This is a genomic window from Streptomyces sulphureus DSM 40104 (genome assembly GCF_000381025.1).
GTDB lineage: Bacteria > Actinomycetota > Actinomycetes > Streptomycetales > Streptomycetaceae > Streptomyces > Streptomyces sulphureus.
The window spans coordinates 459991-473738 of sequence record NZ_KB905816.1 but is presented as its reverse complement, the minus strand read 5'-3'; the positions used below and the strand labels follow the sequence as shown (position 1 = coordinate 473738).

14 protein-coding genes are annotated in these 13748 nt (G+C 70.3%); 5 read left to right on the top strand and 9 right to left on the bottom strand.

Annotated features, from left to right (window positions below; all coding sequences use genetic code 11):
- Window positions 1-12 precede the first annotated feature (12 nt).
- The 3 genes from F603_RS0113985 (at window position 13) to F603_RS0113975 (ending at window position 2521) form a co-directional block, all read left to right on the top strand.
- A complete protein-coding gene (locus tag F603_RS0113985; protein WP_019546631.1) occupies window positions 13-591 on the top strand; it encodes a PaaI family thioesterase in 579 nt (192 codons plus the stop codon).
- A 70-nt stretch (window positions 592-661) separates the two neighbouring features.
- Window positions 662-1606: an LLM class flavin-dependent oxidoreductase gene (locus tag F603_RS0113980; RefSeq protein ID WP_019546630.1), complete on the top strand. Its 945-nt coding sequence runs from the start codon at window positions 662-664 to the stop codon at window positions 1604-1606.
- 30 nt (window positions 1607-1636) lie between these two features.
- The gene (locus tag F603_RS0113975) at window positions 1637-2521 is read left to right on the top strand and encodes a 3-carboxyethylcatechol 2,3-dioxygenase (RefSeq protein WP_019546629.1); all 885 of its coding nucleotides are present in this window, start codon (window positions 1637-1639) and stop codon (window positions 2519-2521) included.
- Window positions 2522-2755: 234 nt separating this feature from the next.
- Here F603_RS0113975 and F603_RS0113970 read toward each other — a convergent pair whose 3' ends face one another.
- From F603_RS0113970 to F603_RS0113930, 9 genes are all read right to left on the bottom strand, one after another.
- Window positions 2756-3562, bottom strand: a complete 807-nt coding sequence (locus F603_RS0113970; protein WP_019546628.1) for a crotonase/enoyl-CoA hydratase family protein — start codon at window positions 3560-3562, stop codon at window positions 2756-2758.
- A 58-nt stretch (window positions 3563-3620) separates the two neighbouring features.
- Window positions 3621-4790: a CaiB/BaiF CoA transferase family protein gene (locus tag F603_RS32125; RefSeq protein ID WP_019546627.1), complete on the bottom strand. Its 1170-nt coding sequence runs from the start codon at window positions 4788-4790 to the stop codon at window positions 3621-3623.
- Window positions 4783-5088 (bottom strand): hypothetical protein, encoded by a 306-nt coding sequence (locus F603_RS0113960; RefSeq protein WP_019546626.1) that lies wholly within the window; start codon window positions 5086-5088, stop codon window positions 4783-4785. Before F603_RS0113960 ends, F603_RS32125 begins: the two co-directional genes overlap by 8 nt.
- Window positions 5082-6605 (bottom strand): class I adenylate-forming enzyme family protein, encoded by a 1524-nt coding sequence (locus F603_RS0113955; protein ID WP_019546625.1) that lies wholly within the window; start codon window positions 6603-6605, stop codon window positions 5082-5084. Before F603_RS0113955 ends, F603_RS0113960 begins: the two co-directional genes overlap by 7 nt.
- 133 nt (window positions 6606-6738) lie before the next feature.
- Entirely contained in the window at window positions 6739-7509 is a 771-nt protein-coding gene (locus tag F603_RS0113950) for an SDR family NAD(P)-dependent oxidoreductase (RefSeq protein WP_019546624.1), read from the bottom strand.
- A 212-nt stretch (window positions 7510-7721) separates the two neighbouring features.
- Entirely contained in the window at window positions 7722-9122 is a 1401-nt protein-coding gene (locus F603_RS0113945; RefSeq protein WP_019546623.1) for a TetR/AcrR family transcriptional regulator, read from the bottom strand.
- Window positions 9123-9127: 5 nt separating this feature from the next.
- Window positions 9128-9562, bottom strand: a complete 435-nt coding sequence (locus tag F603_RS0113940) for a MaoC/PaaZ C-terminal domain-containing protein (protein WP_019546622.1) — start codon at window positions 9560-9562, stop codon at window positions 9128-9130.
- On the bottom strand, window positions 9559-10002 hold the full coding sequence (locus F603_RS0113935; RefSeq protein WP_211231090.1) for an FAS1-like dehydratase domain-containing protein: 444 nt from the start codon (window positions 10000-10002) through the stop codon (window positions 9559-9561). The genes F603_RS0113940 and F603_RS0113935 overlap by 4 nt, the downstream gene beginning before the upstream one ends.
- 59 nt (window positions 10003-10061) lie before the next feature.
- On the bottom strand, window positions 10062-11276 hold the full coding sequence (locus F603_RS0113930) for a CaiB/BaiF CoA transferase family protein (RefSeq protein ID WP_019546620.1): 1215 nt from the start codon (window positions 11274-11276) through the stop codon (window positions 10062-10064).
- An 875-nt stretch (window positions 11277-12151) separates the two neighbouring features.
- On the opposite strand from F603_RS0113930, the gene F603_RS0113925 reads away from it, so the two are divergent.
- Both F603_RS0113925 and F603_RS0113920 read left to right on the top strand, forming a co-directional pair.
- Complete coding sequence (locus F603_RS0113925) at window positions 12152-12532, top strand: Zn-ribbon domain-containing OB-fold protein (protein WP_019546619.1); 381 nt, start codon at window positions 12152-12154, stop codon at window positions 12530-12532.
- Window positions 12529-13713, top strand: coding sequence for a thiolase family protein (locus F603_RS0113920; protein WP_019546618.1), 1185 nt, complete (start codon window positions 12529-12531; stop codon window positions 13711-13713). The genes F603_RS0113925 and F603_RS0113920 overlap by 4 nt, the downstream gene beginning before the upstream one ends.
- Window positions 13714-13748 lie beyond the last annotated feature (35 nt).

Here is a 13748-nt window from a genome sequence, read left to right as displayed (position 1 = left end):
CCCGTCTGGACCGTGCGAACTGCCCTGCCGACCCCCGAGGGGGAGGCGTTCGGCGAACTAGTCGACTCCGTGCGGCGGGTGCAGGCGGCGGTGTCGGCCTCCGCCCCGCCGCTTCGGGTCGCGCAGGCGCTCTCGGGGCGGCTGCGCGATGCGGCCGAGCTGCTCGAGGAGCACGAAGTGACCGAGCGGGAGCGGCTCGTGGGAGGCGCGGCGCTCTCCGGGCCGGGACACCCGATTCTCGTCCCATACGAGCTGGACGAGCTGACGGAGCGGGAGCTGCGCGGCACCGTGCGGTTCTCTCGCGTGCACTTGGGCGGGAACGGCGCGGTGCACGGCGGGATGCTCCCGCTGCTCTTCGACGACCTGCTCGGCACGTTCGTCAGCATGCGGGGGCTCCCGCTGTCCCGTACCGCTTTTCTGACAGTGAACTACCGTCGTATCACTCCGGTCGGACGGCTGCTGCGACTGGAGGCGACGATCGACGCCGTAGAGGGCCGGAAGACCTCGGTGACCGGTCGGTTGCTCGACGGGGACGCGCTCCTCGCCGACGCCGAGGCGCTCTTCGTGCAACTGCGCCCCGGCCAGCCGTGAGGTCCCGCACCCGCTGTGCACGACGGCTCGTACCCACGGCGCGGCGGCACCCGAGCGGAAGGGAGAGCGGATGGGCACATACGCCCGCACCGTCGAGGAGCCGGTGAACACCGCCCGATTCGGTGTCTACGTACCGCAGTTCAAGACCGACGTCGACAGGGTGCGCACACTGGCGCAGGCCGCCGAGGAGTCCGGCTACGAGTCGTTCTGGCTCATGGACCACCTCAGCACCCCCGGCGCGCCGCCCTGCGACACCCTGGAGAGCTGGACGCTGCTGACCGCCCTCGCCGCGTCCACCTCCCGCATCCGCCTCGGGCACCTCGTCGGGTGCAACCCGCTGCGGCCACCCGCGTTGCTGGCGAAGATGGCGGCCACCGTCGATCGGATCAGTGCGGGACGGCTCGAACTCGGCCTGGGCTGGGGCTCGGTGGAGGAGGAGCTGACGCAGTTCGGGCTCGGCGGCGCCTCTCGGCGTGAGCGCTCCGAACAGCTGGGAGAGACCCTTCGGATCCTCGAAGCGATGTGGACGGGAACGCCCTTCGACCACCTCGGCAAACACTTCACGCTGCGCGGTGCCTACGGTCTGCCGGTGCCGGTGCAGGGCCGCATCCCGATCCATCTCGGCGGCGCCGGCAGGGAGTTGACGATGCCGCTGGTGGCCGCGTATGCGGACTGGTGGAACTGCCTGGGCGCGGGGCGGCACCGTCTGGAGGAACTGGCACCGCTGCGCGGTGGGGCACGGATCTCGGCGCAGTACGCGGTCGGACTGGCCAGGACGTCCGCCGAGCGCGAGGAGGTGGCAGCCGCCACCCGGCGGCGGATGCCCGAGGTGGCGTGGGGGCGGCCCCTGGTCGGGACGCCTGACGAGCTCGTCGAGCAGTTCCGCGCGGAGCGGGCCAGGGGCGTCGAGTTGTTCGTGGTCAGGTTCCACGACTTCGACCGGGCCGAGACGATCGAGCTGTTCGCGCGGGAGGTGGCCGCGGTGGTGCGCGGTCGCGGGAGCGCGGCCGAGTGAGCCGCGGAGCCACACCTTGAGGAGGAAGCGATGAGGCAGCGCACGCGCATGGTGGTCTGTGCCAGTCACAGCCCCGGTATGGAACGGGACACCGAACGCGTCTTCGGCACCGACTTCCGCGGCGGGCTCGCCGCGGCGGCCCGTTCCGTCAGGGAGTTCGCGCCGGAGCGGATCGTGCTCTTCGGAGGCGACCACCGCAGGGCCTTCCGGCACGTCGTCCCCTCCTTCGGGGTAGCGCTCTCGGCCGGCATCCTCGCCGAAGGGGGTCATTCCGAGGGGGAGTTGGACGTCCCCCACGACACCGCCCACGAGCTCAGCGAGCACCTGCTGCGGTCGGGGGTCGACATCGCAGTCTGTCGGGAGATCCGGCTGGACCATGCCTTCGCGCAGCCGCTGCGCGACCTGCTCGGCGGCCTGCGGGAGGTCCCGGTGATCCCGGTGGCCGTCAACTGCGCCACGCCGCCGCTGCCCACCGCGCGCAGAGTCCTGGACGTGGGCCGCGCCGTCGGCGCGTTCCTCGACGGCCGCGAGGAACGCGTGTTGGTGATCGGAACCGGCGGACTCTCACACTCCCCGCCGAGCATGGAGAGCGATGCCTTCGCCCTGAGCGACGAGGAGCGGGCGAAGCGGATCGAGGAGGGCAGGGAGGCCGCCAGGAAGAAGATCAGGCCGGACTGGGACCGGGCATTCCTTGAAGCGATGGCGAGTTGGGATGAGAACTCCCTCACCACGCTCACCGACGAGGCGACCGCCCGCGCCGGTGTGGGCGCCAACGAGGTGCGGAACTGGCTCGCCGCCGCGGCGGCGGGAGGGGCCGAGCCGCTGCACACGATCCGCTACGAGCCCGTGGAGGAGTGGATCACCGGCATGGCCGTGGCCAGCTCCGTACCGGTGTCGGCGGCTGCCGAAGCCTGAGCGGCGGCCGACGGGCACGGAAGCGCCGGAGGACAGTGAACTCACCGCCCTCCGGCGCCGGTTGACTCGACCTCCGGAGCGGGCCGGCGGGAGACCGCCCGCGCATCGCCCACCTACGGAGCGCGGCCCGGGATCCGGCCGTACGACGGGGACCCGCAGGTTCCCGGAACCCTTGGACGCACGACGGCGGCGGCTGCCGCGAAGGGTTGCCGCCGCCGTGCTGCACGGCTGAGCTCAGCGCCCCTGCCATATCGGGGCGCGTTTCTCGACGAACGCCAGCGCGCCCTCCTTGGCGTCCTCGGACTCTGCGATCAGTGGCAGTGCCTCACTCGTCGCCCGCCAACCCGTCTCCTCGCCCGGCCTCTCGCCCTCGGCCCCCTGGCCGAGCGCGATCCGCTTATGGGCCTGTACGGCCAGCGGCGCGTTCGCGGCGATCGTCTCGGCGAGCGCCAGTGCGGTGGCGAGCACCTGGTCTGCCGGCACCACGCGGTTGACGAGGTGCAGCTCGGCGGCGCGTTCGGCCGTGATCGGTTCGCCGGTGAAGAGCAGTTCGAGCGCGACGGTCCTGGGTACCCTGTCGATCATCCGGAAGGCCCCGCCCGCGCCGGCCACCAGGCCGCGCTTGACCTCGGGCAGGCCGAACTGCGCGTGCTCGGCAGCCACGGCGAGGTCGCTGGCGAGCACCAGTTCCGTGCCTCCCCCCAGCGCCGGGCCGTTGACGGCCGCGATCGTGGGCTTGCTGATGGCGTGCGAGACGTAGCCTGCGAGTCCCCAGTGCTCCCTGCCGGCCGGGATCACCTGCTCGCCCCGGCTGATCGCCTTGAGGTCGGCACCGGCACAGAACGACTTCTCGCCCGCGCCTGTGAGGACCACGACGCGTACGTCAGGATCGTGGTCGGCCTCCTCCAGCGCGTCGCCGACGAGCGTGCACATTTCGGCGTCAACCGCGTTGCGTGCGTCCGGGCGGTTGAGCGTGATGAGCATGATGCTGCCGCGGCGCTCCACGAGCGCCGGTGCCGCTGCGGACTCTTCTGTCGTCATGCCGACTCTCCTTGCGCGGGCGCTTGCTGCGCGCCGCCGGTCTCGTTCGGTACGGGGGTCACAAGTGCCGTGGCCCCGCGTCCGATGCCTGTTCGGTGCGCCACAGTTCCTCCGCCGGCGTTGGACGGCGTGCGGGAGGCTTGGGTCGGGGGGCCGGTGTGCGGGAGAACCGCGGAGCGGGCAGCGGCTGCACCACGCCGTCGATCTCGGCGAACGCGCCTCTGCTGCGCAGCTGCGGGTCCTCGGGAGCCTCCGAGAACGACAGCACCGGCGTGACACAGGCGTCGACCTCGGAGAAGACCTTCGCCCAGGTGTCGCGCGTCTGCGTGGCGAACCGCTCGGCGAGCGCCTCGCGCAACTCCGGCCAGCGCGCCCGGTCCTGTTGTCCGGGGACGGAGGCGGCGTCGAGTTGCAGGGTGTCCAGCAGCCTGGCGAAGAACTGCGGTTCGAAGGCGCCGACGGCCATGTACCGCCCGTCGGCGCAGAGATAGGTGTCCATGAACGGACAACTGCCGTCGACGAGGTTGCTGCCCCGCTCGTCCGACCAGCCGCCGCTGGCTCGCAGCGACCAACTGTGCTGTGCCAGCACGCTCGCGCCCTCGGCCATCGACGCGTCGACGACCTGCCCGTGCCCGGAGCTCTGGCGCTCCCAGAGCGCTGCCAGCACTCCGGCCACGAGGAACATCGAACCGCCGCCGAAACCGCCGATGAGGTTCAGCGGCGGCACCGGCCGGTCATCGGGGCGTCCGACAGCGTGCAGGATGCCGGTCGGGGCGATGAAGTTGATGTCGTGGCCGGCCTGTCCGGCACGTGGCCCGTCCTGGCCCCAGCCGGTGACCCTGGCGTAGACGAGGCGGGGGTTGGCCTCCAGCGCGGGCCCGGGGCCGAGCCCCATCCGCTCGGCCACGCCCGGCCTGTACCCCTCTACCAGGACGTCCGCACGCACCAACAGGTCCCGGACGACGGCGACTCCGGAGGGCTGCTTCAGGTCGGCCTCGACCACCCGGCGCCCTCGATAGAGCTGGTCGCGAGGAGGTTCCTCGGCGGCGAGGTCGCCCGGGCGGCGCACGCGTACGACATCCGCACCGAGGTCGGCGAGGAGCAGCGCCGCATGGGCGCTCGGGCCGATGTTGGCGAGCTCGACGACGCGTAGTCCGGCCAGGGGCCCGCCGGAGCCTTCCTCCGCGCACTGCGGCTCGGGTGCCCCCGGGGCCGTCGACTCAGTCACTGGAGGGCAGCGGGTTGGCACCCTTGCGCTCCAGCGCCACGTCGCCGAGCGCCAGCGAACCCTCCCCGGCGTGGGTGACCAGGACCTCGACGGTGTGTGCCTCGTCGGTGTACCGCTTGCCCAGGGCACTGCCGGATGCGAACCGAGGGTCGAGCGCCCGCTGTTCGGACGGGGACGCGGTGAGATCGACCATCGGGTGGCCCCCGCAGTGCAGTGCGGTCTCGGCGTCTCCGGCCCGTACGACGACGACCTCGGTCTCGCAGACCTGGCTGCGCAGACGGGCTCCGGTCTTCAGCATGGTTCTCCTCCGTTGCCGGCGGTGGCGGCGATCCCGGCGACGATGTCCTTGCGCAGGATCTTGCCGGTCGCCGTGGTGGGTAGTTCGGGTCGGAAGACGATGCGGTCGGGGGTGCGGGAGCCGCGGAGTTTGGTGCGTACGTATCCGCGCAGCTCATCCTGGTCGAGGTCGGCGCCGCCCTCCGCGACGACGACGGCCACGATCGCCTGGCCCCAGTGATCGTCGGGTACGCCGACGACGGCCACTGAATCCACCTGCGGATGGGCGACGAGAACGTCCTCGATCTCGGCGGGGGCGATGTTCTCGCCGCCGCGGATGATCGTGTCGTCGTTGCGGCCGACGACGAAGAGGTAGCCGTCCGCGTCCTGGTAGGCGAGATCCCTGGTGGGAAACCAGCCCGCGTCGTCGAGGACGGAGGCCGCCCCCATGTACTCGCCGGACACCTGGTCGCCGCGGACCCAGAGTTCCCCCTGCTCGCCCGCGGGCACCGGTTCCCCGGCGGGATCGCGGATCTCCGCCTCGATACCGGGCACAGGCCGACCGATCGAAGCCAGCCGGGCCCGGACCCCGGGGTCGGCGCTCTCCATCGCCGCGCGGTGGTCCTCGGGGCCGAGCAGGGCGATCGTCGAGCTGGTCTCGGTGAGCCCGTAGGCGTTGACGAAGCCGACCTTGGGGAACGCGGCGAGTGCGGCCTCCAGCGTCGGTCGCGGCATCCGGGAGCCGCCGTAGGAGAGGGTCTTGAGCGTGGGGACCTCGGCGTCCGCACCCGGTGGGAGGGCGCGCACGATGCGTTCGAGCATCGTCGGCACCACCATCGCCGACGTGGCGCCCTCCGCGCGCGCGAGGTCGAGCCACCGTCGGGGCTCGAAGTCCGGCAGGTAGATCATCCGGCGCCCCGCGTAGAAGTTGGTGAGCACGGTGCCGGTACCGGCCACGTGGTACGGAGGCACGCTGATCAGGGCCGCGTCGGACTCGGTCGCGGAGCCGAACTCCACGGTGCCGGTCACGTAGCTGAGCAGGTGGCTGTGGCGGAGCACCACGCCCTTGGGGGCCGAGGTGGTACCGCTGGTGAAGAGGAAGATGGCGGGTGCGTCCGGGTCGACGTCCGCGGGCGGCAGCGGCTCGGCCGTGCGGGCGCACACAGCGGCCATGAACTCGTCGGTGCCGGTGACGACCGCGCGCACAGCGGAGACCGCCTCACGGTAGCGCGGGTCCACGAGGACGAGGGCGCCGTCGATCCGGTCCACGAGCTCGGTGAGTTGGGCCTTGCCGAGCCGGTAGTTGACCGGGGAGAACGGGATGCCCGCATAGGCGGAGGCGAAGAGCAGGGCGGCTTGGTCGGTGCCGGAGCCGCCGAGGAAGACGACGTGCCGGGCGCCGGACTCCTGTAGCGCGCTACCCGCACGGGCCACCGAGTCCGCGAACTCCCGGTAGGTGAGCGTCGCACCGTCCGAGGTGACTGCGGCTCGGTCCGGGTGGCCGGAGGTGGACATCTCGAGGATCAGCGAAATGCTCATGCGAATTCCGATCGAGGAGGCTCGACGGGGGACTGCTCGCTCCCGGACACGACCGGTGGGGCTGTACGGGTACGGCAGTTGGGGAGGTGAGTGCGGTGCGGCCGGCGCCTGGCGAACACGGCTGCGCCGTGGCTCACTTGGGCTGGAAGCGCAGCGCACCGTCGAGCCGGATGACCTCGCCGTTGAGGTAGTCGTTCTCGGCGATGTGCTGCACCAGCGCCGCGTACTCCGCAGGGCTGCCCATGCGGTTGGGGAAGGGCACCCCTGAGCCCCACCGCTCCTCGGCGTCGGCCCGATCCATCTTGAACGCCGGGGTGAAGAAGGTGCCGGGAGCGATGGCCATCACGCGGACGCCGACCTTGGTCAGGTCGCGGGCGGCCGGCAGGGTGAGGCCGACGACGCCGCCCTTGGCGGCGGAGTACGCGGTCTGCCCGATCTGGCCCTCGAAGGCCGCGATGCTCGCCGTGTTGACGATCACGCCGCGACCGCCGTCCGTGCCGGGCTCGTTCTTCGCCATGGCGGCGGCGGAGAGGCGTAGCACGTTGAAGGTGCCGTTGAGGAAGAGGTTGACGTACCACTGGAACTGCTCGAAGGGGGCGGGGGAGCCGTCGCGGCCCACGACGCGGGAGGCGCCCGCGCCGCCGCCGTGCGCGCTGACCGCGATGCCGAGCGGGGCCTGCGCCGTCGCCGCGGCTATCGCGGCCTCGACGCTCGCCTCGTCCAGCACGTCCGTGGGTACGTAGTCGACCCGGTCACCGAGTTCGGCGGCGAGGGCCTTGCCGTGCTCGTCGTTGAGGTCCGCGATGGTCACTGCCGCGCCTGCCGCGGCGAGCCTGCGCACGGTGGCCTCGCCCAGACCGCCTGCGCCGCCGGTGACGAGCGCCGATACCCGACTGATGTCCATGCCGGAACGTCCTCTCTGGGGGACACGGCCGCCTCAGCAGCGGCCGGAACGTGGATCTAAAGTGACATATGCGTTAGATGAATTCAACTGGGAAGCCGACGGGTTTTCCGAACACCCGAAATCTTCCCGTTCTACGCTATTGGCAGGCCGTGTTGAAGGGGGAGCGCCGGCCTAAGTGAGGTATGGGGTGTCAGATTCCCTGTCTCTGACGGTCAGAAGGACCGGAGGTACCGCTGAGTGAAGAAGCCCCGACGGATGCACTGGAGCAGCAGGTCGACGGTCTGCTCCTCGCTCAGGGGCGGTGAGCTCTCCTCTCGCATCGCCTCCGGGACCCGGGTGAGCAGGGCGCGGAAGATCAGCGCACCAGCGACCGGGTCGAACGGATAATCGCGTTCGACAGACGCGAGCAGCGAGGCGAACGCAGAGTCGATCACGGCCTGAGCATGGGCGCCGAGGGCGACGACGAGCTCGTCCTCGGCGCGCTGCTCGGTCCACAGGTCCCTGGTTCCTCGGTACCTGTCCAGGAAGCCGAGAAACTCCGTCAGCCACGACCGCATCGCCTCGTCGTCGAAGACGTCGACGGAGCGGAGCCGGTCGGCGAGTTCGACGGTGCGCGCCGTCGTCTCCACGCAGACCGTCCGCAGCAGATCCTGCTTCTCACTGAAGTACTTGTAGAAGGTGCCCCGAGCGAACCCCGCCTCGCCCACGATGTCGTCCACGCTGGTGCGGTGGTAGCCCTTCCGGCCGAACTGGACCGTGCCCGCTTCGACGAGGCTGCGGACGGTCGTCACGGCCCGCCTGCTCAGACCCTCGACCCGGGAGGAGAGGGCCAGTTCCTCGGCTTCCGGCGGCTGCGGTCGCTCGATCGTGGCCCACCTGGAGGGCTCCAGGGAGAGGGAGTTGAGTACTGTCGCCCGGGTCTCGGGGAAGAGCGTCAACTGTAGGAACGTCGACAGGGCCGAGGTCAGGTCGGTGCCGTCGGCGTCGTGGGCGCGGCCGGTGTGCAGGAAGAGGTTGAGCCGGTCGACCACGGCGGTCATCGCGGTGGCCGCGACCACCGGATCGATACCGGAGAGCCGGGCGGCGGACAGGCGGGTGGCGAAGCGCTGGTTGTACCCGCCGATGAAGTGCAGGACCTCGGGGCGCACCTTGGAGTCGACGGAGGCGACCACCGACCACTGCACGAACATTGTTCGGTACTTCTCGAAGACCCAGCTCCATTCCCCCAGCCACCAGTTGAGGTTGTCGAAGCCGAGTTCGGTCGGCCCCAGCTCTCCGATCCGGCGGGAGACGCGCACCAGCGCTGCCGCGCACTCGTCCATGAGCTCGAGGAAGATCTCCTTCTTCCCCGAGAAGTACTGGTACAGCGTGGCCCGGGAGACGTCGGCCTGTTTCGCGATGGCCTCCACCGAGGTGGGGAAGAAGCCGTCGGTGCCGAAGAGTTCCAGAGCCGCTTCGGTGACCCTGCGACGCGTGGTGGCGCCGCGCACGCCCACCTCGGGGCTGGTCGGGCCGTAGCTGCTGCGCCGGGTGATGCCCGGCTCGCCGGTTTCGGGGGGGTCGGTTCGGCCGCTCGTGGTGAGCGGCTCGGAAGACGGTGGGGGAGTCGGCATCGGCGTCAGCGGGTCGGCTCGGTCGGTAGCAGGAAGTCGGCGGAGCCTGAGACGGCTACACCCCCTGTCTGTCGGGTGCAGGTGAGCGCCACCGTGACGAACTCGGCGCCGTCCTCGGCCGGTTCGACGGCTGTGATCTCACCTGAGCAGGTCAGCACGTCCCCCGGCCAGACCTGCTCACGGAACCTGACCTGGAAGCGCCGCACGGTCTCGGCGCCCAGCCAGTCGGTGGCGAACGTGGAGAGCAGGGCGGCCTGGTGCATCCCCTGCGAGAAGACCGAGGGGTTACCCGCCGCACGGGCCTGGACGTCGTCGTAGTGCATCGGGTTGAGGTCGCCCGAAGCCCCGGAGTAGCGGGCGAACATCCGTGTGGTCATCGGCCCGAACTCCCTGGGCTTGGCGGCCGTTCCGACGGTGTGCGCGAGCGCCGTGTCCGTCACTTGCGTCCCTCCTTCGCCGCGGTCTCGATGTACGTTGCGCGGGCCTCAGCCACCAATTCCCCTTCCGGAGAGCGGTATTCGGTGACCACGACGGCGAAGCGCATCTCGCCGCCGCGCTTGCCCGCCTTCGCGTAGCGGTCGACGAGCCGTTCCCTGGCCAACAGCCGGTCCCCGGCGCGTGGCGGTGACCCGTGGAAGACGAACTCCTGCTCGCCGTGGAGGAGTCGGGCGCGCTCGAAGCCGGTCTGAATCCGTCCCGAGGGCGGTGCCCACCGTTGGGACGTGGTCAGGAACGTGGGGGGAGTGAGAGCCTGCGGGCCCTCGTAGGCCGGAAGCTCGGACTGCATCGCCTCGGCGAACTCCCGTATCTTGCCGCGCTCCACGAGCACCTCGTACTCCGTGCCGGTGTCGCCCACCGCGGCGGGCCCGGTCGATGGCATGGTCACGTGCCCTCCTGGGGCGGGTAGTGGGGCTGGTACATGCTTCCGCCGGATCGCCGCTACAGCACCGCGCCCTCGACCTTGAGCGCCAGTACCTCTTCCATGGACAGGCCCGTCTCCATCAGTACGTCGTCGGTGTGCTCGCCGTGCTCCGGGGCCCGACGTACGTTCCCCGGCCGCTCGTTGAACTGCACAGGCGCGGATACGAGCTTGAACGCGTTCCCCGAGGCGTCGGTGAGGTCGGCGACGTACTGGTTGGCGGTGGCCTGCGGGTCCTCCACCACCTCCCGCGGCAACTGCACGGGCGCCCAGGCGCCGTTGATGTCCTTGAGCGCGGTCTTCCACTCGGCGAGGGTCTTCCGCGCGAAGCCGGCGGCGATCTCGGCGGCGCACTCCGCGCGGTTCTCGGCCCGTTTGGCGTGGCTGTCGAACCGCGGGTCGTCGCGCAGTTCGGGGCGGCCGAGGACGGTCGTCAATTCGGGCCAGAAGCGGTCGGATTCGAGCATGACGATCGAGAGGAACCGATCGTCGGCCGTGCGGTAGGTGTTGACGAGCGGGTTCGCCGGGTTGTCGGGGGTCTGCTTGACGGGGGAGTCCACGCCCATCGCGTGGGCGCCCGCGATCGTGGGGCCCATCGCCCAGGCGCCCATGGCCAGCAGCGAACCGTCGACGGTCACGGCCTCGCCGGTGCGCTCGCGGTGGAAGAGTGCGGAGGAGATGGCGCCGGCGAGGGTCAGCCCGCCGAGCACGTCGCCGTAGGCCGGGCCCGGCATGTTCACCGGGTACCCGAGTGATTCGGGGCTGACGTTGTGCGAGGCGCCGCTCCGGCTCCAGAACGAGGACATGTCGTAACCGCCGAGCTCCGCCTCGGGGCCCTGCTGACCAGCTGCGGAGCCGCGTACGTAGACGATGTCGGCGTTGTGCGCCCGGACATCCTCGACGTCGATCCCGAGCTTGGCACGGGCTGCGGGGCGGAAGTTGGTGAGGAAGACATCGGCCTCGGCGACGAGCTTCATCAACACCTCGTGCCCCTTGGGGGATTTGAGGTCGAGTCCGATGCTGCGCTTCCCGCGGTTGGGCAGCTCGAACATGTGGTTGACCCCGCCCATCGGAACCAGGCCTGAACTGACCAGACCGCGCTGGGGATCACCGGTCTCCGGGTGTTCGATCTTGAGTACGTCGGCTCCCCACTCGGTGAGGACGCCGCCGGCGATCGGTACGTAGGTCCAGGCGGCCACTTCCACGACCCGGATACCGCTCATCACATCGACCACGACGAGGCTTCCTCTCACTCGGTGCACGGACGGGGCGTCCACCCGTCCGCGGAGGCACGAGGAGTGTGGGTCCACTCCTGCGGCACGTTGCCTGACAGCGATAATCTGACACTAAGTACATTATTGCCGCGCCCTCCCGGTGTCGAGTGTGTGGACCGCCCGAATCCGGGAGGTGACATTGGCGTTCGGAGCACACCTGCGTTTTACGAGCTCTCGACGCCCGGGGGATGCTTGCTCGCGTGTGCTGCCGGATGTCAGGGCGGGGCTTGAGAGGCGTGTTGGTAGGCGAAGATCTGACAGACCTATCCGATAACTCGAAGGCAGGTCTCATGCGGTGCAGGAGGGTGTCCCCGCCGCCGCCCGAGCCGTTCCCGTCTTCATACACTACTGTCAGAGACGGGTCCAGGGCGGTGACCTTGACGGTTCACGGGTCCCCCCGGCCCTCGATGGGATCCGAGCCTGGGGATGCACGGCGGATCTGTAGTCGAGATGGTCACTCCCAGGGGGACCACGACGTTCCGTGCCCGCTCGGAGACTCCCCGCTTCCCGAACTCGCTGATCACCCAGGCCGATACGTGCGGTTGCGGCGACCGCTCGGGGACGGGGCGCGGAGAGGCGGAGGGGGCGAGCGTGCACCGGAGTCCCAGGGCCTTCCATGAGCCACCGGTCGGGCGCCGGCCGCCCCTGGGGCGTGCAACTTCCCCAAGCCTCAAGTATTTCGTGACGCGACTATCAGATGCTACGGTCCGAGCGACCGGGCCCCGGGATGAGGGGCTCCGTCGGCGGGGCTCTCCGCGCCCATAACGGCGCCGCGGTGCCGTAGTTGATTCCCGGAGGAATCCATGCCACATCAATCGGGCCGCATACTTCCGGAAGTGACCGAGGAATCCCGTCCGTTCTGGACGGGTGGCTTCGACAACGCACTCCGTATCCACCGTTGCCGCTCCTGCGGCAAGTGGTTCCACCCCCCGGTCGGGGCGTGCTTCCGGTGCCGAAGCCGGGATGTCGGACCGGAGCAGACGTCGGGCAGGGCGAGGGTCGCGGCCTACACCGTCAACCACCACCCGTGGTTCGAGGCGTTTCCGCCTCCGTACGTGATCGCCGCCGTCGAGCTGGAGGAGCAGCCCGACGTACGGCTCACCACCTGCCTTGTCGACTGCGAGGTCGAGCAGGTGCAGGTCGGGATGGCCGTAGAGGTCGCCTTCGACCTCCAGGACGATGTCGCACTCCCCTTCTTCAGGCCGGTGACCGCATGACCTTTGTCGACAACCGTGCCGTCATCACCGGCATCGGGCAGTCCCAGATCGGCCGCAGAATCGGCCGAACCGGCATCGATCTCGCCCTTGAGGCGGCCGAGACGGCCGTCCAGCACTCGGGCCTCTCCTTCGACGACATCGACGGGGTGGCCAGCTACCCGGGTCCGGTGGCGGCCGAGGGCGGTTTCGTCGGGGCGACGACCCACGACGTCAGGGACGCATTCGGACTGCGTACCCGATGGCACGCGAGTTCCGTGGAGACCTCCGGGCAGGCGGGCACCCTGATGGACGCGGCGATGGCGGTCGCCACCGGGCGCGCGACACACGTGCTGTGTTTCCGCTCCGTCTGGGAGGCCACCGCACAGGCTTCGGGCAGGGCCGCCGCCCTCACCGGGAAGGCCCAACGGGCCTCCGGGCACGGGGAGTTCCGTATGCCGTTCGGCGCGGCCTCGCCCGCGAACTGGATCGGCATGTACGCACAGCGCTACATGCACGACTTCGGCCTGACGAGGGAGCAGATCGGCAAGCTGGTCATCAACGCCCGTGCCAACGCGGGGCGCAACCCCAACGCCATCTACCGCAAGCCGATGACGATGGAGGAGTACCTCGGCGCACGCCTGATCTCCTGGCCGCTCGGTCTCTACGACTGCGACGTGCCCTGCGACGGCGCGACCGCGCTCATCGTCTCCCGCCGTGAGGACTCCGCAGGCCTGGCGAAGCCGCCGATCTCCCTGGAGTCCGCCGGCTCGGCGCTCTACGAGCGCCACTCCTGGGACCAGCGGGCCGACTTGACGACGATGGCTGCGCACGACGCCGCCGCCGCGATGTGGCAGGGGACCCGTCTGACCCCGGCCGATGTCGACTTCGCCACGCTCTACGACGGGTTCAGCTACCTGTGCGCCCAGTGGATCGAAGCTCTGGGGTTCTGCGAGCACGGCAAGGTCGGCCAGTTCCTCGACGCCCCGGAGAACTACTGCCAGGACGGAAGGCTGCCGATCAACCCGCACGGAGGCCAGCTCTCCGCAGGCCGTCTCCACGGGTACGGCTTCCTCCACGAGGCCTGCCTACAGCTGTGGGACGAGGCCGGGGAGAGGCAGCTCCCCAAGGACGTGGCCACCGCTGCGGTGGGCATCGGCGGCGGCCCCGAAGCGGGCTGCCTGCTGCTGCACCGCGCCGAGTGACCGCACCGCACACCTACGAAAGAGCCGCAGCCCCA

Bases quoted from the DNA above. Each gene is read 5' to 3' on its own strand.
- F603_RS0113945 (WP_019546623.1), bottom strand. From the start codon at position 9,122: ATGCCGACTCCCCCACCGTCTTCCGAGCCGCTCACCACGAGCGGCCGA.
- F603_RS0113935 (WP_211231090.1), bottom strand. From the start codon at position 10,002: ATGCCATCGACCGGGCCCGCCGCGGTGGGCGACACCGGCACGGAGTAC.
- F603_RS0113960 (WP_019546626.1), bottom strand. From the start codon at position 5,088: ATGCTGAAGACCGGAGCCCGTCTGCGCAGCCAGGTCTGCGAGACCGAG.
- F603_RS0113980 (WP_019546630.1), top strand. From the start codon at position 662: ATGGGCACATACGCCCGCACCGTCGAGGAGCCGGTGAACACCGCCCGA.
- F603_RS0113950 (WP_019546624.1), bottom strand. From the start codon at position 7,509: ATGGACATCAGTCGGGTATCGGCGCTCGTCACCGGCGGCGCAGGCGGT.
- F603_RS0113970 (WP_019546628.1), bottom strand. From the start codon at position 3,562: ATGACGACAGAAGAGTCCGCAGCGGCACCGGCGCTCGTGGAGCGCCGC.
- F603_RS0113920 (WP_019546618.1), top strand. From the start codon at position 12,529: ATGACCTTTGTCGACAACCGTGCCGTCATCACCGGCATCGGGCAGTCC.
- F603_RS0113955 (WP_019546625.1), bottom strand. From the start codon at position 6,605: ATGAGCATTTCGCTGATCCTCGAGATGTCCACCTCCGGCCACCCGGAC.
- F603_RS0113975 (WP_019546629.1), top strand. From the start codon at position 1,637: ATGAGGCAGCGCACGCGCATGGTGGTCTGTGCCAGTCACAGCCCCGGT.